This is a genomic window from Acidaminococcus sp. AM05-11 (assembly GCF_003472805.1).
Lineage (GTDB): Bacteria > Bacillota > Negativicutes > Acidaminococcales > Acidaminococcaceae > Acidaminococcus > Acidaminococcus hominis.
The window spans coordinates 217,144-234,807 of record NZ_QRMX01000001.1 but is presented as its reverse complement, the minus strand read 5'-3'; the positions used below and the strand labels follow the sequence as shown (position 1 = coordinate 234,807).

Here is a 17,664-nt window from a genome sequence, read left to right as displayed (position 1 = left end):
TGCCCTCTTCGGCAAATTGCATTCTATGGAATACTTATAGAAAACCTTGTATATTATATCTTATGCAATTTCTAGATTCAAATCTGTTAATTGCCGTTTTTCTCCTTATTTTCACTGATTTTCCCTAGTTTTTTCACGGATCCTTCATTTGACTGGCTAGTCAAAAATTCTTCTCCGATACGATTTTTTGCCAGAAAAGGCAGCACCTTTTCCTCGGGGATATCCAGTTCTTTCCGGTTCCCATCCAGGAGCCCCAACACGCTGCCATCGTAATAGTAGCCGGTCAGCGTATCCTCGGTGATTGCAATGCCCTTGGCCTGGCCTTCCTTCTTCACCATATTCCAGAAGCCGTACCAGGGCCGCACCAGTTCCTTTAAGGGAATTTCCTCTCCGGTGGTCAAGTTGAAGTTGAAGCTGCGGCTGATGACCTGGCTCCGGTCCCGGTCGGACAGCAGCCCCAGCAGCATGACACTGGCATATTTGCGGCCCGTATACTTCACCTCGTAGGTCAGGTTCAGCCGGGTGCCGAACACCGCTTCCCGCAGCCGGTCCCGGACAAAGGTTTCTATTTTATTGTTGATGCGCCAGGCAATCTTGCCGTCCAGTTTCTGGAAATGGGGATATTCTACCTCCCCAGTGTCCGTGCCCACCTTCAGATCTGTGATTTCGTAGCCGCCGGTACCGGTAATCTTATCGGTATTTTCGTAGGCCGGTTTGGCGTAAAGTTCCGCCCGGAAGCTGACGTTCCAGGGCTGCCACACCCCGGCCCGGTAACCCCAGACCGTGCGCACAGTGCCCAGGGGCTGGTCGCTGTCCACGCCCATCACCTTCTGGAGGGTTACCAGTTCGTCCACCCCGTCCCCGTCCACATCCAGGGTGCTCAGCTGGCTGATATTCTGGAGCAGGGGCCGCAGGCCGGAGCTTTTCAGGGAGCCGTCCGCCCCGTACACGTTCAGGCTCCGGTAGGCATCCTTTTGGGAGGCCAGGTCCAGTTCCACGTCCTGGGTCAGATTGGGAAAACTGAGCCGCACCTTATAATCCGGCAGATAGGTGCCCACCATGGTCACTCCCCGGTTGTCTGCTGCGGTAAACACTTCTTCCGGCTTGGTGCCGCTAAAGTCCAGGATCCGGTATTCCACCGTCTCCCCAGGACCGCCGCTGGGAGCCGCAATAATGACGTCGGGCCAGCCGGTACCCGTTACGTCCGACAGGGTCAGGTAGGCATTGTAGCCCCCCAGATCCTGGGGACGGATATAATATTTCACCTTGGTGGAATCCAGGTCCCGGACAATCACGTACATATTTCCCATGTAGCTGGATTTGTCCACCACCGGATCCCCCATCAGGTCCACCACTTCTTCCACGCCGTCCCCGTCCACATCGCCAATGGCTTCACTGACCAGCTGCCCATGCTGGATGACAAAGTTTACCTCCCGGACTTTCCGGATAGGTTCCGTTTTTACAGGAACATTGCTGGGCATAGTTCTTTTTTGAGTGGCAGAATCCCCTTCTGTCCCGGTCTTTTCCTGACTGCCAGCCTTTTGTCCAGCAGCAGGCTGCTTCTGGCTTTCCGGACTGACGGCGGCTTCCGCCTGCCTCTTTTCTCCGGCCGCAGGCTGCTGGGCTGCAGCAGAGCCCGGCACCCAGGTCAGGCTCAAGCTGCCCAAAAGGGCCAGGCCCAGCCACAGGTTTCTCTTTTTTCTCTGGGTTAGCATATCGTTCACCAACGTCCTTTCCTGGCAAAATTTCACACATTTACTGTCTTATCATACCATGACCGGTTAGTCACAGACAATCCATAGAATTTTCTTATTGGAACAATGCCGGGACTGTACGGACAGCAAAAAAAGAAAGAACCTCCGGGGAGGTTCCTGGCTGATTTACGGCAGATCCTGTAAGGCTGCCTTTTCATTATACCACAGGCCGGCCAACCCGGCCAGCCGCTGTGGTCTATAACGAACGGTTATAGACCTATAGAAAATAGTTAGCGAATTCTTTTGATTTTTTTGTCAATTACTTGTATATCAAATAGAAATTGATTATACTAAACTCACCTGTGTTAAACAAAGGGGAGGTTTCCAGTTATGATTCAATATCAACCAATCACTCCGGAGATTCTTGCGCAGCTGCGTGAGATTTCCGGCAACCGCGTTATTGTAGGAGAAGACATCAATCCTGATTATGCCCATGATGATATGCCCATTTACGGCATCGGTATGCCCGAAGCCACCATTGATGTGCTGAGCACGGAAGAAATTTCCGCCATCATGAAGCTCTGCAACGCCAACCACATCCCGGTTACCGTCCGGGGCGCCGGCACCGGCCTGGTAGGCGGCTGCACGCCGGTCCAGCAGGGCCTGGTGCTGTGCACCACCCGGATGAAGCAGATTCTGGGCTACGACGAAGAAAATATGAACGTACGGGTACAGCCCGGGGTACTGCTGGATGAACTGTCCAAGGACGCCCTGGCCCACGGTATATTCTATCCTCCGGATCCAGGCGAAAAGTTTGCCACCCTGGGCGGCAACGTTTCCACCAACGCCGGCGGCATGAGAGCCGTAAAATACGGTACCACCCGGAACTATGTCCAAGCCATGACGGTGGTTCTGCCCACCGGGGAAATCCTGCACCTGGGCAGCCCGGTTTCCAAAACGTCTTCCGGCTACAGCCTGCTGAACCTGATGGTGGGCTCCGAAGGCACCCTGGGCATCATTACGGAGCTGACCCTGAAGCTGATTGCTCCGCCCAAGGCCCACACCACCCTGATTGTTCCTTTTGCTGAGCTGGCGGACGGCATCGGTGCCGTACCGGCCATCAAACGGTCCGCCCTGAATCCCCAGACCCTGGAATTCTTTGAAAAGGAAATTCTGGAATCTTCCGAAGCCTACCTGGGCAAATCCGTTTTCCCCAAGGAAGTGGAAGGCCAGGCAGTGGGTGCTTACCTGCTGGTTACCCTGGACGCCGCCAGCAACGACCAGTTGGACGAACTGGTGGAACAGGGAGCTGAAATGATGCTGGAAGCCGGTGCCCTGGACGTACTGGTAGCCGACACCCCCATGTTCCTAGAAAAGACCTGGGCAGCCCGTTCTTCCTTCCTGGAAGGCATTGAAGAACAGTTCAGCCTGCTGGACGAATGCGACGTGGTAGTTCCCATTTCCAAGATTCCGGATTTTGTGCTGTACATCAAGGAAATCCAAAAGGACTTCCCCTTTGAAGTGAAGATGTTCGGCCATGCCGGGGACGGCAACCTGCACATCTACACCTGCGCCAACGATATGCCCCTGGAACAGTTCCGGCCGGCGGTTGACCAATTCATGCACCTCTTGTACGCCAAATGCACCGAGCTGGGCGGCCAGATTTCCGGGGAACACGGCATTGGTTTCGGCAAGGTCCAATACCTGGCGGAATCCCTGGGAGATACTTCCATGCGCCTGATGCAGGGCATCAAGGAAGTCTTTGACCCCAACCTGATCCTGAACCCCAACAAGGTCTGCTTCTAAACCCCAAAACGTCTTAAAATAGCAAAAGAGCTGCCCGCTAAAGCGCGGCAGCTCTTTTGTCTTTATGTTCATGGTAAAAATGGGGAGAATCGCCCCATTCCCCGAAGCCTACCCGGTCTCCCACGGACGCCACCCGGCCGCTGAGGCAGTTCCGGCACTGGTCCGGAGAATCCTCCACGCAGGGTTTGTTGTCGTAGAGCAGGTATTGGGGCCGGTATTCCGGCACCGTCACAATGGGCATCAGGATATTGGCCCCGGCCTTGAGCCCCAGCTCCCGGCCCAAAGGATGGAGGGCCTGGAGGGCAGTGGTGGCGGCGATATTTACATCCCGCAGCAGCAGCCGGGTAGCCGCAATCATATTGAGGCCCCAAAGGAACCGGCGCTGCTGGGCTTCCTTGCTGTTTTCCCCGGCAGCCATAACCTGCTTGCCCAAGGGAGTTTCATGGTGGACCACGTAGGGCCCCATGCCAATCATATCAATGTCCATATCCCGGAAGAACAGAATATCGTCCGCCAAATCGTCGGTGGTTTGGCCGGGAAGACCAATCATCACCCCGGTACCCACCTGATAGCCGATATCCCGGAGAACTTCCAGGCAATGCTTCCGGACGCTCCACTCATGGTGCCCGTCCTGGGGATGCAGGGTGGCGTACAGCCGGGGATTGCTGGTTTCAATCCGCAGCAGGTACCGGTGGGCGCCGGCCTCAAACCAGCGCTGATACGTTTCCGGGGACTGCTCCCCTACGCACAGGGTCAGCCCCAGTTCTCCGTGGGACAGGTCCTTGATGGCATGAATCAGGTCTTCCACCTCTTTGGTAAATTCCTCATCCTGCCGCTCTCCGGATTGGAGAGTCAGAGAGCCGTACCGGTTGTCGTAAGCCCATTTGGCCATGGCCAGGATATCCTCCCGGCTGGTGGTGAACCGCTCCACCTGGGTGTTGTCCCGGCGGATGCCGCAGTACAGGCAATTTTTGATGCATTGGTTGGAAAACTCCAAAAGCCCCCGATAATAGGCCACCCGGCCCACTTCTTTGGCTTTCACTGCATAGGCCGCATTGTACAGGGCCTGGCGCTCCTGGGGTTCCAGGGTGCCAATCAGGGCACTAAGGTCTGCCCGGTCCAGGCTGGGTTTCTTCAAAATCTTTGCAACGGTCATACTTTTCCTTTCGTGTAAACAGCAAACTTAAATCAATTTATGTTTCAAATAGGTACCTTTGAGATAACGGGGCACGTAAATCAGGGCCCGGATCACCCAGTCCAGGAACATGGAAATCCACGCCCCGAACATGCCGGTGCCGCAGTAGGTGCAGAGCACATAGGCGCCGCCCACCCGCATGAGCATCATGCTGGCCACGCCCACCACCATGGCAAAGCGGGCATCTCCTGCCGCCCGGAAGGTTACCGGAAGGGTAAAGGCAAAGGGCCAGATCAGGGTTTCCAGGGTGCCGTGCCAGAACATGATTTCCCATACCAGGTCCATGGTTTCCTTGGGGAACTGGTAGATAAAGAGAATCAGGGGCCAGGCCGCAAAGCTCAAAAGGCTGGTGCCCAGGTTTGTCATCATAATAAGACAAATTATCTTCCGTGTAAAGTACTTGCTTTGGGGAACGTCCCCGGCCCCCAGGCAGCGGGCCACCACAGTGGTCATGCCGGCGTTCATGGCAATCCCCGGCAGTACCTGAAAGTTGGTAAACACGGTGCCTACGGCGTTGGCCGTAATGGCGTTCAGGCCAAAGGTGGTGACAATGCTGACCACCACCACTTTCCCCAGCTGGAACAGCCCGTTTTCCACGCTGAAGGGAATGCCCACCCGGAGCATCCGGCGAATCAGGTCCCAATTGGGCCGCACCTTGAGCAGCGGCGGCAAAGTCAGGGAAAACTTGGCGTGGGTGGCCCCGTACAGCACCACAAATACCGACAGGATTCGGCTGATTACGGTGGACAAAGCCGTCCCTGCCACGCCCCAACCCAGTATATAAATAGCCGTATAGTTCCCAAACACGTTGAAAATATCGGAACCTAGCACAATGAGCATGGGAAACTTGGTATTGCCGGCGGTCCGGAAAACAGAACTGCCTGCCTGGAACAGGGCCACAAAGGGAATGGACAGCCCGATAACCTTGAGATAGGAGTCCGCACTGGAGAGTACCTCCGGGTCACTGCTGCCGTAGAGCTTGTACAGGATCAGAGGCCGGCAGGCGTAGAACAGGGCCATGAGCCCCAGGGAAATGGCTCCCACCAGCCATACCAGCTGCCGCCCAGCCTCTTTGGCCCGCTCCGGTTCCCGGTGGCCCAGGTATTGGCCCATAATGACGGCGCCGCCGGTAGCCAGGGCCACAAAGACCATAATCAGCAGCAGCATAATATTATCAATCAAAGAAATCCCGGATACGGCGGCCTGCCCCAAGGCCGCTGCCATCAAGGAATCCGTAAAACCGGCCAGCACCACCAGGAGCTGCTCCAAGACCAGCGGCAGGAACAGGTGCAGCAGGCTCTGGTTGTCAAACAGCAGCTTGTGCCCCTTAGGGGGTGCCAGCAATTTTTTCACCAAACCCATACTTTTCCTCCCTGCAAAAAAAATAAGCATATCAAAAGGCTCTGCCCAACTGGGCAGAGCCTTCCGTTTTACCGAAAGCAAGGGTGTGTAAAAACGAGTTTTACACACCCACTTTCTTACATTGTATCGGGTAATTCCCAAAAGAGCAAGTCTTACTCTTCCTTTTGCTCCGGAATCAGGCCCATTTTCTTCTTTTTGGCATAGACGAAGTAGTAGGGCAGGATTACCAGGCAGCCGCCCAGACCCCAAACCAGCTGCATGGGTTTGGCGTTGGAAAGCATCCACAGGCTGGTCACCAGGGCCACTACAGGAATCAAGATACCCCCAGGAATGGTATAGCTCCGTTCCCGGTCGGCCCATTTCTTCCGGAATACGATAACGGCCAAAGCCGTAGGCAGGTACTGGGTGAAACGGGATACGGCGGAAATGGCCGCCAGGGTGGTAAAACTGCCGCTCCAGGCCAGCAGGATGCTGCAAACCGCAATGAAGATACTGGCTACGTACGGGGTACCCCAGGGAGTCCGTTTGCTCAGGGCTTCCGGCAGCATGCCGTCTTCAGCCAGGGCCGTGCAGGCCCGGGGAGCGATGAAGGATTCCGCCATGTTGATGCCGCCCATGGACAGCAGGGTCCCGATCAGGATAAAGTAGGAACCCACAGGTCCCAGGATTTTCCCAAAGGCGTCCTGGATAGGAGCCTTATCCGTGGCCAGGCTGGGTCCCAGGATACCGATAGAAATGCCCAGTACCAGCATATAGATAACCGTTACGATAATCATGGTCAGGATAATGGCCCGGGGCAGGTTCTTTTTGGGATCTTTGAAGTCTTCAGCCCCTACAGCAATGGCTTCAAAACCAGTGTAGGCAAAGAACAGGGTAATGGCCGCATTGGCAAAGGCCCCTTCTTCCACGTGAGCCGGGACAAAAGGCGTGAAATTGGCGCCGTTGATGAAGAAAATACCAATGGCAATAAACGCAATTAAGGGCACCAATTTGGAAATGGTCATAATATCGTTCAGAATTTTGGAAGTCTTGACGCCGGCAATGTTCAGGGCGCTGAGGCCGCCAATCAGAATAGCTGCAATGGCATTTTTGGCAAAGTTCCCGGAAACCGCAGGGAACGCAGCCCCCAAGGCAGTGGCAAAGCCTACGGCCATGGTGGACCAGGCAATGATGGTGACCACCAGTTTCAAAACGCCCACCTCGTAGCCCCAGAAGTCGCCGAAAGCGGCTTTGGCATACAGATACGGACCGCCGTTGCGGGTAAAGAAGCCGGAAGCCTCTGCAAAGCACAGGGCCAGGCAGCCAGCCAGAAAGGCGTCAAACAGCAGGATGCCCAAGCTGGCGGGCCCCATCAGGGCGTAGGCCCGGTTTGGCAGCAGGAAAATCCCGGTGCCGATGATTCCGTTGATGCCCAGCAGCACAATGCTGGACAGACCGAATTTTACTTTTTTGTCTTCCATGTTAGTTGTTCCCCTCTGCAGCATGAATAAAATCAGCAAACAATTTCTTGGCATCCCCATTGTTGATGGACATCATTTCCGGATGGAACTGGTACAGCATCAGGTAGGGATACTCCGTGCCTTCCATCGCTTCCACTGTGCCGTCCTTGGCCCGGGCCGTTACGGTAAGGCCCTTGCCCACCGCGTGAACGGTCTGATGATGGTGGGAATTGGTGACCCACTCCGTTTTTCCCAGGATACGGCTTAGCCGGCTGCCTTCGGCAATTTCCACGGTGTGGGTAGCCGTAGCCGGGTCCTGGTTCTGGGAATGTTTTACGTAGGAATTCTTGTCCAGGCTCAGGTCCTGGTACAGGGTGCCGCCCAGGGCCACGTTCACAATTTGCAGGCCCCGGCAGATGCCCACCACGGGAATGCCCCGCTTTTGGGCTTCCTGAAACAGCAGTTGGTCAAAGGTGTCCCGTTCCGGCCACACCGGACCAATCTGCCGGCAGGGTTCTTCCCCGTAGTTTAGGGGGTACACATCCTGGCCGCCGCTAAAAAGTACGCCGTCCACCCGGGCCACCATTTCGGCCACCGCTTCTGCGTCCTGGGTAAAGGGCAGGATTACAGGCACGCCGCCTGCTTCCACTACGGACCGGATGTAGTCATCGTTCACGTAGGCCCGATGGTACCCGGCAAAGGTGCCATGGTCATCCACCATATGGCTGCCGGATACACCAATCAAAGGTCTTTTCATTGTTTTGCATCTTCTTTCTGGTTAGATTTTTTATGCATAAAAGCTGTAAATATGTATTATAGTAACACGGAATGTTATAGCTATCCAACTATTATTTTTTGCCAAACAGGGCATTGGCATAGTGGACGCTGGCCACCGCATTGGCCCCATAAAAGTCGGCCCCGATGCTCTTGGCATACTCTTCCGTCATGACGGCGCCGCCCACCATCACCTTGCAGCCAGGCAGGGCTTTCCGCAGCTGGCGGATGGTTTCTGCCATGGAGCTGACAGTTGTAGTCATTAGGGCGCTAAGCCCCACCAGTTTGGCGCCATTTTCCACGGCAGCCGCCACCACCTTTTCCGGCGGCACGTCCTTGCCCAGGTCGATAACCCGGTAGCCATAGTTTTCCAGAAGCACCTTCACAATATTCTTGCCGATATCGTGGATGTCCCCCTTTACCGTGCATACCACAATGGGTTCCCCGTCTTCGCTGGCGTTCCCGGTCTTCAGGGACTGCTTTAAGATCTCAAAGCCGGCTTTGGCAGCATCTGCGCTGACCAGCAGCTGAGGCAGGAACAGCTTTTTCTTTTCGAACTGCTCTCCCACCACATTCAGGGCAGGAATCATCCATTCGTTGATAATGGACAGGGCGGTCTTGCCGTCCGCCAACAGCTGGTTTACGTCCTTTTCCACCACACTGGGCAGACCCCTGATGATGGCTTCGTCCAGGGCCAGCTCCTGACTGCCGGCGGCTGCTGCCTTCCCGGTGCTTTGGCTTTTGGAGGCCAGGGTCACCTGGGGCAGGTCGGCAAAGTATTCCACATATTTCTTGCAGCCGCTGTCCAAACCGCTTAAAGCCCCGTAGGCGTAGTAGGCCTGCATCATGGCACCGCTGTTGGGATTGATGATACCGGCACTGAGCCCGGCTTCCATAGCCAGAGAGAAGAAGGCACTGTTTACCGCATCCCGGCTGGGCAGCCCAAAGGAAATGTTGGACACCCCCATCACCGTTTTCAGCTGGCGGCTTTTCAGGTTCCGGATTACGGCCAGGGCAATCTGGGCATTTTCCCCGCCGGTACTGATAGTCATGGCCAAAGGATCCAGAAGCATATCCCGGGGCCGGAGGCCGGCCTTTTCCGCCTCCCCGACAATCTTGTCCGCCACCTTTAGGCGCCCTGCGGCAGAGTCTGCAATGCCGTTTTCGTCCAGACACAGCCCCACCAGAGCTGCCCCGTATTTGGCCGCCAGCGGCAGCACTTCTGCCAGATTCTCGGCCTTGCCGTTTACGGAGTTGAGGAGCGGCCGGCCGTTATAGATGCGCAGCCCCCGTTCCATGGCCTCAATATTAGAGGTATCAATCTGCAAGGGCACGGAGGTAATGGACTGGAGGGTCACAATCACCCGCTCAATCAGTTCCGGTTCGTTGACCCCGGGGACCCCTACGTTCACGTCCAGGACCTGGGCCCCCTTGTCCAGCTGTTCCAGGGCCAATTGGCATACGTAGTCCATATTTCCGCTTTTCAGGGCTTCCTTCAGCCGGGGTTTCCCGGTAGGGTTAATCCGTTCCCCGATGATGACGGGCATACCGTCAAAGCCCACGGCACTGCCATAGCCGGCAATGACGCTGGGGGCGCTGTTTCTCCTGGGGGGCAGGGGTAGATCCCGGCAGGCTGCCACCAGCTGGGCAATATGCTGGGGCGTGGTGCCGCAGCAGCCGCCCAAAACAGCTACTCCCAGCTCTGCCACGGGCACCATCAGCGGCGCATAATCCTCCGGCCCAATATGGAATACCGTGTGGCCGTTTTCCTCCACCGGCAGTCCGGCGTTGGGATTCATAACTAACGGAATATCCACGGCCTGCAGGGCCTGGGGCACCAGCTGGATCAGCTGGTCCGGACCCAGGCCGCAGTTAAAGCCCACAGCCGCAGCCCCCAGGGCTTCCGCCGTGGCCAGGGCCGCCGTTACGTCGGCACCGCTTAGGAGCTTCCCATCCTGGTCAAAGGTAAAGGTACACACAAAGGGCAGGTCCGCATTTTCCTTGGCCGCCAGCATGGCCGCCTTGGCTTCGTAGGCATCGCTCATGGTTTCAATCAGGATCAGGTCCGCTCCCGCAGCCGCTCCGGCTTTCACCTGCTGGGCATACAGGGCCACCGCCTCCTCAAAGGGCAGGTCCCCAAAGGGCTGGAGCAGCTTGCCCGTAGGCCCCAGGTCCAGGGCTACAAAGCCTTCCCGGCCTTCCGCCGCAAAAGCAGCCCGGGCATTTTCCACCCCCGCCCGGACCAGTTCTTCCACGTTGGGGGTGCCGTGTTCCGGCCCAAACTTCAGGGCGTTGGCCCCAAAGGTATTGGTCTTTAGAATATCCACCCCAGCCCGGACGTAGGCCCGGTGAATGGCCTGGACCTTTTCCGGGTGAAGCAGGTTCCAGGTTTCCGGCAGTTCCCCCGGTTTAAGACCAGCTTCCTGAAGCATGGTACCCATGGCTCCGTCAAAAAACAAACGCTTCGTATATAATGCTTCCTGAAATTTCATAGTTCCTCCTGACGGAAAGGACAGGTCACGTTGCTGCAGCTGCTGCACTTGCTTTTTTTGCCGCAGGCAGCGGTTTCTTCCCCGCTTTCCTTTCCTGTTTCATCAATGCCAATGACAGCCGTAACCGATTTGGTGGGAGCCATAATGCCCCCGGTGGTAAGGGTCAGGCCAATGGTTTTAGCGCAGTGGAGCAGCCGGAAAATTTTTTCCTGCTCCTCCAGGGCCCAATCCCCATAGCCCGGGGAAAACCGGCTCCGGTAGGTATAGCTGCTGGGCAGCTTACTTTTCCAAACCACTTCCTGGTCGTCACAGTAGGTTTCAATCAGAGCCGCCGCCACAGCCTGGGCTGCAGCCCCCTCGGCAATGCTGCGGACACTGATCCGTCTCAGCCCCGTATCCACCCGAGGCCCCAGGGTAGCCCCAAACAGCAGAAGCGCCGTGCAGCCCGTCAGATGCCGGGCCAGCCCCGAGCTGATAAATTCGGTGCCCCCTTCCAGGACCACCCGTCCCGGCCGGCCTTCTGCTTCCTGGATTACCTGGCAGTTCCATTTCTGGCACACAGAGCGGGGCTGCACCTCGTTGCGCAGCTGCAAAAACGCCCGGTCCACCGTAGCCTGAGCCTGCTGGTCCCCGGGCCGGGCGCCAAAGTAGCGCAGGGCTTCCTTTTCATCAAACCGGATCCGTAACTCCCCCATAGGTTCTCCTTCTTATAACTTGATGATTTCCGACAAATTGTCCCGGATGCCGCCGATGATTTCCGGCTTGTTCATGGTGTAGATGTGGATATTGGTAAACCCATTGGCAATCAGGTCCACAATTTGGCCGATGGCGTAGGCCATCCCTGCCTGTTTCAGGGCTTCCGGATGGTCTGCAAAGCGTTCCACCATAGCCCGGAGGGAAGCCGGCACCGGGGTGCCGCTTAAAGTAAAAATCCGTTCAATCTGCTTTACGTTGGTCACCGGCATAATGCCCGCCACCACTGGCACCTGGATGCCCTTGGCCAGCAGCCGATACATGAAGTTGTAGAACATACTGTTTTCAAAGAACATCTGGGTTACCAGAAAATCACAGCCTGCTTCTACCTTGATTTTCGTATGCTCCAGGTCTTCATCCAGGCTGGCAGCTTCCGGATGGCCTTCCGGATAAGTGGTGCCGCCTACGCAGAAATCCCCGTAGCTTTTGATTTTCCGTACCAGGTCACTGGCGTGGGCATACGCCCCTTCCGGCATGGCGTCCATACCCTGGGGCTTGTCCCCCCGCAGGGCCAGCACGTTTTCCACGTTGACCTGCTTCAGGCTGTCCAGTACCCCTTCAATCCGATCCTCGGTAGCCCCCACACAGGTAAGGTGGGCCAGGGCCGGCACCCCGCAGCGTTCAATTTCTCCTACCAGGGCCACGGACTTGCCCACCGCAGAACCACCGGCGCCGTAGGTCACACTCATATAATCAACGCCATGGTCCGCAATAGTATGAACAATATTCAAAGCATTTTTCAGGTCATTTCCTTTTTTTGGAGGAAACAACTCACAGGATACACAAATCTTAGGACTTTTCAGCAGATCAACAATTTTCAACTTCTTTTCCTCCCTTGTTCCCGAACGATATAATACTACTATTTTATAGTAAAGCCCACCGTTCGTCTAGGAAAAGGTTAAAAAAACAGAGCAATTCCCAAAAGAACTGCTCTGTTGTATGCTTCTTTACAAATCAATGCCCGGCCTTATTCCGCAGGGAACAATGGCAGGTTGGCCAGCACCGTAATATCTTCCCGGCCAATGGAATCCCCTTCAGCCAAAATGGCTATCTTGCCCACCACTTTGCCGCCAGCATGGTCCACCAGCTCTTCCAGGGCTTTCATGGAGCCCCCGGTGCTGATTACGTCATCTACCAGCAGGACCTTTTTGCCCCGGACCAGATCAATATCTTCGTCCTGGAGGCAGAGGATCTGCTTACCCTGGGTGGTAATGGATTCATCTTCCACCACCAAAGGATGTTCCATATACGCTTTTATGGATTTCCGGGCCACCACATACCGGTCCATTTTCAGGATCCGGGCCATGGCATGGACCAGGGGAATCCCTTTGGTTTCTGCCGCCATCAGGACATCCACGTCGGCCGGCACCTTTTGGGCCAGGGCCTCCGCAGTTTTTTCCACCATTTCCACGTCTCCCAAAATCACAAAGCCGGCAATAGCCAGGGTAGAAGAAATGTTGATTACCGGAAGACGCCGGGTAAGTCCTGCTACCTTTAATTCATAAAAACGATCTGCCACAATACAGCCTCCTTGCTGGTATTTGATTCCCGGGCAAGCCCGGTTTTTCACTGTTTATCTGCTGTTTTCCCCAAGTTTCCACCGGGTTATCCACAAGCTTTATCCACAGTGCCAAACCCCCGCTGTGGATAAAGGCGCCCGCCGCCAGCCCTTTTTCCGGCCCCGTACAGGGCAAAAGGAAAAGTGGCCAAAAGCCGCATACAGCGGGGCTTTTTCCCAAAATCATTCAGGTTTGTTTCCCTTTTTGCAGGTCAATTTCCCTCTGGGAAAACAAACTTTCCCCAGGCTTTATCCACAGCCTGTGAATAAGAGCCCAGGGACTTTTCCACATTTTCCCCAGAAGTTATCCACTGATTCCACAGGCACAGTGCTTATAGTGGATAACTCTGTGGATAAGTTCATAAATCGTTGGTCATACGGGGCGGCATGCTCCATTCCACCAAAACACCTGTATGTACCCACAGACGGGTCAGCACCTGTTCACATTCCTGCCAGCTGTTTTTGGCATCCACCGTTACCGGTCCAAAATGGTAGGTACATTCATCTGTGGGAACTTCCATGGTCTTGGGTTCCGCCAGGAAGTCCCGGACCCGCTGGGCCGCTTCTTCCGCGTCGGGAATGAAGACCGTCATCTCCTTGGTTTCTTCGTTATAATCCAAATAGCCGTAATGGCCTTCGTAGTTAAGTGTTACGCTTTGAATTGCCATAGCTTGTTTCGCACCTCTTTCTATGATGGGGACATTATATCACATTTTTTGGTCAAAAGAATAGAGGTACTGCCCCAGGCGGCCGCTCCAGGCGCTTCTGGCCCAAAAAGAGAGCTGCACCAACGGGGGTGCAGCTCCTGGAAGGTTTCCTGCTATACATTTTCCTTATGGTACATGGGCTTCAGCCGCTGTTCCATGGGCATTTCCTTTTTGGGGGCATTGTCCTTGGCCCGCTTCATCAGGGCCGCCTGCACGCTGATTTTCTGTCTGCCGTGGGGGTAAGCCCGGCGGTAGGTGCCATTGGAGAGCATAACATGGGCCCCTACATTGTCCCTGAGGCACAGGTCCAGGAAGCTCTTGATCCGGTCAATATGGACCCGCCGCTCCACCGGGAACAGCAGTTCCACCCGGTCGTTCAGGTTCCGGGGCATCATATCCGCACTGGACAGGTACAGTTCTTCTTCCCCGCCGTTGGCAAAATAGTACACCCGGCTGTGTTCCAGGAACCGGCCAATAATGGACCGGACGGTGATGTTTTCGCTGACTCCGGGAATCCCCGGTCTCAGGCCGCAGATACCCCGGACAATCAGATCGATTTTCACCCCGGCCTGAGAGGCCTCATAGTACTTCTGGATAATGGGCTGGTCAATCAGGGAGTTCATCTTGGCCACAATGTGGGCTTCTCCCCCTCTTTTGGCCACTGCGATTTCCCGCTCAATCAGTTCATTCATCTTTTCTCTCAGGCCCAGGGGTGCCATCACCAGCTTGTTCATGGCCGGAGGCTCCGAATAGCCGCTGATGACGTTAAAGAAGCTGGAAGCGTCCTGGCCGAATTGGTCATTGGAGGTCAAGAGGCCCAGGTCCGTGTACAGCTTGGCCGTCTTGTCGTTGTAGTTGCCGGTGCCCAGATGGACATACCGCTTGATGCCGTCCGCTTCTTTCCGGACAATCAGGATAATCTTGGAGTGGGTCTTCAGGCCCATGAGTCCGTAGATAACGTGGCAGCCGGCCTGCTCCAGGCGTCTTGCCCAGACAATGTTGTTTTCTTCGTCAAACCGGGCCTTCAGTTCCACCAGGGCCGTAACCTGTTTGCCGTTTTCTGCTGCCCGGGCCAGGGACGCTACCAGGGGCGAATTGCCGCTGACCCGGTACAGGGTTACCTTGATGGCCAGGACCGCCGGGTCCTCTGCCGCCGTGGCCAGGAGTTTTACAATGGGGTCAAAGCTTTCATAGGGGTGGTGGAGCAGGATATCGTGCTCCCGGATTTTGCCAAACAGGTCCTCATAATCCGGCAGTTCTTCCGGCTGCTGGGCCGTATACGGGGAAAATTTCCACTGTTCCATCCCCGGCAGGTCGATGAACTTATTGAGGAAAGTCAGGTCCAGAGGGCCCTTGATTTCGTACACATCGTCCCGGTCCAGTTCCAGGTTCTGCATCAGGAATTTTTGCAGGAACTGGCTGTCCGTGGGGTTGATTTCCAGCCGGACGGCCGCCCCTCTTTTCCGTTTCCGCAGGGACCGTTCGATTTCCTTCATCAGGTCCTGGGTGGCATCTTCTTCCACTTCCAGGTCCGAGTCCCGGGTAATCCGGAAGGGAACCATATCCACAATGGTCAGGCCTTTGAACAGGTCCTGGCAGTGGGCCATGATCAAATCTTCCAGGAACACAAAGCTCCGGGCATTATTTTCTTCTTCCAGGGAAATGAAACGGGGCAATACAGAAGGCACCTGGATAAAGGCAATTCGCTGTTCTCCGTCCTTGTTCTTCAGTTCAATGGCCAGGTTCAGGGAACGGTTGGCCAGGAACGGAAAGGGCCGGGCCGCATCCACCGCCATGGGGGTCAGCACCGGGAACACCATATCCTGGTAATACCGTTCCAGTTCTTCCCGCTGGGCCGGGGTTACATCCTTTACCCGGCGGAACTTGACGGCGTACTTTTCCAGCTCATTGAGCAGGGCAAAAAAGTAGCGGTACTTTAATTTCATTTCGTTGTGGGCCGCCAGGGAAATCTGCCGCAGCTGGTCGGAAACGCTGAGGCCAGCCGCATCCAGCCGTTCGTCCCCGGCTTCCAGCCGGTCAATGAGCCCGGCCACCCGGACCATGAAGAATTCGTCCAGGTTGGAGGCAGAAATGGCCACAAAGCGCAGCCGCTCCAGCAGGGGCAGATTTCTTACCCCAGCCTCCTTCAGTACCCGCAGGTTGAATTTCAGCCAGCTGAGTTCCCGATTGACATAGTATTCCGGTTTATTTAAAGCTGTTATCATTTTCCACTCCCCGCTTTCTCCAGCACCAGGTGCAGTCCAAAGACTTCCTCAAAGAAACTGCCCCTCCGGCTGAACGTCCATTCTTCCAACGCCAAATCTTCCCGGCTTTTTACCGTCACCTTCAGTTCATCCCCCTTGATGGACATGGTGCAGTCTTTGATTTTCTGTTTGCCACTGACGTCCAGGGAATCCGCTGCCCGAAGAATGGCGGCCAGTTTGGCTACCTGGGGCGTAATCTGGGGCGCCAGAGGCAGGATATCCGAGCCCTGGAGCTCCGGCCGGTTCAAGGTGTACAGGTAGGTAATCTGGGCTACAATCCGGCACTGCTCCTCACTAAAGCCCAGAATATCCGCCGTGCTGATCAAATTGTAGTTGTACACATTGTAGTTGCGCAGGGACACGTACTTGCCGATATTGTGCAGGTAGGCTGCCGTCTGCAGCAGCACCTTGTCCACTTGGGTCAGGCCCTGGGACGGAGCCAGTACATCAAACAGCTGGCTGGCCCGTTTTTCCACCCAGGCAGCGTGGGGTGCATCATAGTAGAAGCGGCTGCCCATGCTGCGCACCAGACTCATCTGAAGTTCTTCCATAGCCTGAAGGAAGGGATCCTGCAATTGCCGGGCAATATAGAGAATCTTCATGCCATCAATGAACCGATCCTGGGGCATAATCACCTGCCGGGCCCCGGACAGCTGCATCAGCTGGCGGCACAGGGCGGTAGCCGGCAGGGCCGTTTCCCCTTCTTCCCGGTCCAGCTTAAACAGTTTGTCCAATTGGGCTTCGCTGAGCCGGTGGATCCGCTGGTAAAATTCTTCCACCTGTTCGGCCGTAAAGGAGGGGATTTCATGCCCCCCAGCCGCTTGGGCAAACATATCGAACAGGGACTGGCTTTCCGTACCGGTCAGCACCAGGGTCACAATATCTTCCTTGGCCAGTTCTTCTGCCACGGCCACCAGCCGGGCATGGATATATTCGTTCAGGGCCCGCTCAAAATGACTGCTGGACCGCTCGTTCCGGGTAAACTGTTCCTTCATTCGCACCAGCCCCACATGGAGGTTCTGCTGGAAGCGGATTTCCCGGTTTTTCAGCAGGGTCAGCCCCAGCCCGCCGGAAGAAATATCCGCTAAAAGAATGCCGTCCCGGGGCAAGCTCTGTTCGTCCTCCACCCCAATGGTGCGCACCAGGGAAGCCAGTTTGGTGTAGATTTCCTGGGACATATTCACCACTTCAATCTGGAAGCCCGTCTTGATCTGGACCTGATCCAGGAAGAACTGCTGGTTTTGGGCTTCCCGCACCGCTGTGGTAGCCTGGAGGATATAGTCCGTCACCCCAAAGTCCCGCATCAGCTGCCGGTAGCCCTGGAGAATCTCCACAATCTGCCGGGTAGTGCCAAAAGAGATTTTCCGGGTCTGGAAAGCCTCCTCCCCCAGCCGTACCCGGTGCCGGACCTCATCCACTACCCGGATATCGTTTAATGTTGTATATTCAATAATCTGCATGGTAATATTTTCAGACCCCAAATGGATTACCGCTGCAGAGCGCAGTTTCTTTTTTGTCATATGTCCTCCTCTGCTCTGGCCATACCCCGTTTTTATTACCACCTGGGCCAGCAATCGTGTTATACTTATTTTAGTTTATCACTAATAATTATAGAAAAAA

Annotated in this window: 13 protein-coding genes; 1 reads left to right on the top strand and 12 read right to left on the bottom strand. The window is 55.6% G+C overall.

Going from position 1 to position 17,664, the window contains the following annotated elements; all coding sequences use genetic code 11:
- Positions 1-86: 86 nt before the first annotated feature.
- Positions 87-1,715, bottom strand: coding sequence for a hypothetical protein (locus DW089_RS01080; protein WP_370450894.1), 1,629 nt, complete (start codon positions 1,713-1,715; stop codon positions 87-89).
- A gap of 369 nt (positions 1,716-2,084) precedes the next feature.
- On the opposite strand from DW089_RS01080, the gene DW089_RS01075 reads away from it, so the two are divergent.
- The gene (locus DW089_RS01075; protein ID WP_105326802.1) at positions 2,085-3,500 is read left to right on the top strand and encodes an FAD-binding oxidoreductase; all 1,416 of its coding nucleotides are present in this window, start codon (positions 2,085-2,087) and stop codon (positions 3,498-3,500) included.
- A gap of 37 nt (positions 3,501-3,537) precedes the next feature.
- Here the strand turns inward: DW089_RS01075 and hydE are convergent, their stop codons facing one another.
- The 11 genes from hydE to DW089_RS01020 form a co-directional block, all read right to left on the bottom strand.
- Positions 3,538-4,656 carry a [FeFe] hydrogenase H-cluster radical SAM maturase HydE gene (gene hydE, locus DW089_RS01070; protein ID WP_105326801.1) on the bottom strand — a complete coding sequence of 373 codons (1,119 nt, stop codon included), beginning with the start codon at positions 4,654-4,656 and terminating at the stop codon, positions 3,538-3,540.
- Between the two features lie 27 nt (positions 4,657-4,683).
- Positions 4,684-6,057 carry an MATE family efflux transporter gene (locus tag DW089_RS01065; protein WP_105326800.1) on the bottom strand — a complete coding sequence of 458 codons (1,374 nt, stop codon included), beginning with the start codon at positions 6,055-6,057 and terminating at the stop codon, positions 4,684-4,686.
- 152 nt (positions 6,058-6,209) lie between these two features.
- The gene (locus DW089_RS01060) at positions 6,210-7,517 is read right to left on the bottom strand and encodes an APC family permease (RefSeq protein ID WP_105326799.1); all 1,308 of its coding nucleotides are present in this window, start codon (positions 7,515-7,517) and stop codon (positions 6,210-6,212) included.
- Position 7,518: 1 nt separating this feature from the next.
- Positions 7,519-8,253: a gamma-glutamyl-gamma-aminobutyrate hydrolase family protein gene (locus tag DW089_RS01055; protein ID WP_105326798.1), complete on the bottom strand. Its 735-nt coding sequence runs from the start codon at positions 8,251-8,253 to the stop codon at positions 7,519-7,521.
- Between the two features lie 91 nt (positions 8,254-8,344).
- Positions 8,345-10,762 (bottom strand): homocysteine S-methyltransferase family protein, encoded by a 2,418-nt coding sequence (locus tag DW089_RS01050; protein ID WP_105326797.1) that lies wholly within the window; start codon positions 10,760-10,762, stop codon positions 8,345-8,347.
- Positions 10,759-11,457 carry a vitamin B12 dependent-methionine synthase activation domain-containing protein gene (locus DW089_RS01045; RefSeq protein ID WP_105326796.1) on the bottom strand — a complete coding sequence of 233 codons (699 nt, stop codon included), beginning with the start codon at positions 11,455-11,457 and terminating at the stop codon, positions 10,759-10,761. Before DW089_RS01045 ends, DW089_RS01050 begins: the two co-directional genes overlap by 4 nt.
- A gap of 12 nt (positions 11,458-11,469) precedes the next feature.
- The gene (locus tag DW089_RS01040; RefSeq protein ID WP_105326795.1) at positions 11,470-12,336 is read right to left on the bottom strand and encodes a methylenetetrahydrofolate reductase; all 867 of its coding nucleotides are present in this window, start codon (positions 12,334-12,336) and stop codon (positions 11,470-11,472) included.
- Between the two features lie 146 nt (positions 12,337-12,482).
- The gene (locus DW089_RS01035; RefSeq protein WP_105327417.1) at positions 12,483-13,034 is read right to left on the bottom strand and encodes a phosphoribosyltransferase family protein; all 552 of its coding nucleotides are present in this window, start codon (positions 13,032-13,034) and stop codon (positions 12,483-12,485) included.
- 398 nt (positions 13,035-13,432) lie between these two features.
- Positions 13,433-13,741 carry a hypothetical protein gene (locus DW089_RS01030; RefSeq protein ID WP_105326794.1) on the bottom strand — a complete coding sequence of 103 codons (309 nt, stop codon included), beginning with the start codon at positions 13,739-13,741 and terminating at the stop codon, positions 13,433-13,435.
- Positions 13,742-13,893: 152 nt separating this feature from the next.
- Complete coding sequence (locus DW089_RS01025) at positions 13,894-16,005, bottom strand: RNA degradosome polyphosphate kinase (RefSeq protein WP_105326793.1); 2,112 nt, start codon at positions 16,003-16,005, stop codon at positions 13,894-13,896.
- Positions 16,002-17,564 (bottom strand): hypothetical protein, encoded by a 1,563-nt coding sequence (locus DW089_RS01020; protein ID WP_105326792.1) that lies wholly within the window; start codon positions 17,562-17,564, stop codon positions 16,002-16,004. Before DW089_RS01020 ends, DW089_RS01025 begins: the two co-directional genes overlap by 4 nt.
- Positions 17,565-17,664 lie beyond the last annotated feature (100 nt).

What these genes read in the sequence shown, in the direction of transcription:
- DW089_RS01075 (WP_105326802.1), top strand. Translation starts at nt 2,085, where the DNA reads ATGATTCAATATCAACCAATCACTCCGGAGATTCTTGCGCAGCTGCGT.
- DW089_RS01020 (WP_105326792.1), bottom strand. Translation starts at nt 17,564, where the DNA reads ATGACAAAAAAGAAACTGCGCTCTGCAGCGGTAATCCATTTGGGGTCT.
- DW089_RS01050 (WP_105326797.1), bottom strand. Translation starts at nt 10,762, where the DNA reads ATGAAATTTCAGGAAGCATTATATACGAAGCGTTTGTTTTTTGACGGA.
- DW089_RS01030 (WP_105326794.1), bottom strand. Translation starts at nt 13,741, where the DNA reads ATGGCAATTCAAAGCGTAACACTTAACTACGAAGGCCATTACGGCTAT.
- DW089_RS01080 (WP_370450894.1), bottom strand. Translation starts at nt 1,715, where the DNA reads ATGCTAACCCAGAGAAAAAAGAGAAACCTGTGGCTGGGCCTGGCCCTT.
- DW089_RS01025 (WP_105326793.1), bottom strand. Translation starts at nt 16,005, where the DNA reads ATGATAACAGCTTTAAATAAACCGGAATACTATGTCAATCGGGAACTC.
- DW089_RS01065 (WP_105326800.1), bottom strand. Translation starts at nt 6,057, where the DNA reads ATGGGTTTGGTGAAAAAATTGCTGGCACCCCCTAAGGGGCACAAGCTG.
- DW089_RS01055 (WP_105326798.1), bottom strand. Translation starts at nt 8,253, where the DNA reads ATGAAAAGACCTTTGATTGGTGTATCCGGCAGCCATATGGTGGATGAC.
- DW089_RS01060 (WP_105326799.1), bottom strand. Translation starts at nt 7,517, where the DNA reads ATGGAAGACAAAAAAGTAAAATTCGGTCTGTCCAGCATTGTGCTGCTG.
- hydE (WP_105326801.1), bottom strand. Translation starts at nt 4,656, where the DNA reads ATGACCGTTGCAAAGATTTTGAAGAAACCCAGCCTGGACCGGGCAGAC.
- DW089_RS01045 (WP_105326796.1), bottom strand. Translation starts at nt 11,457, where the DNA reads ATGGGGGAGTTACGGATCCGGTTTGATGAAAAGGAAGCCCTGCGCTAC.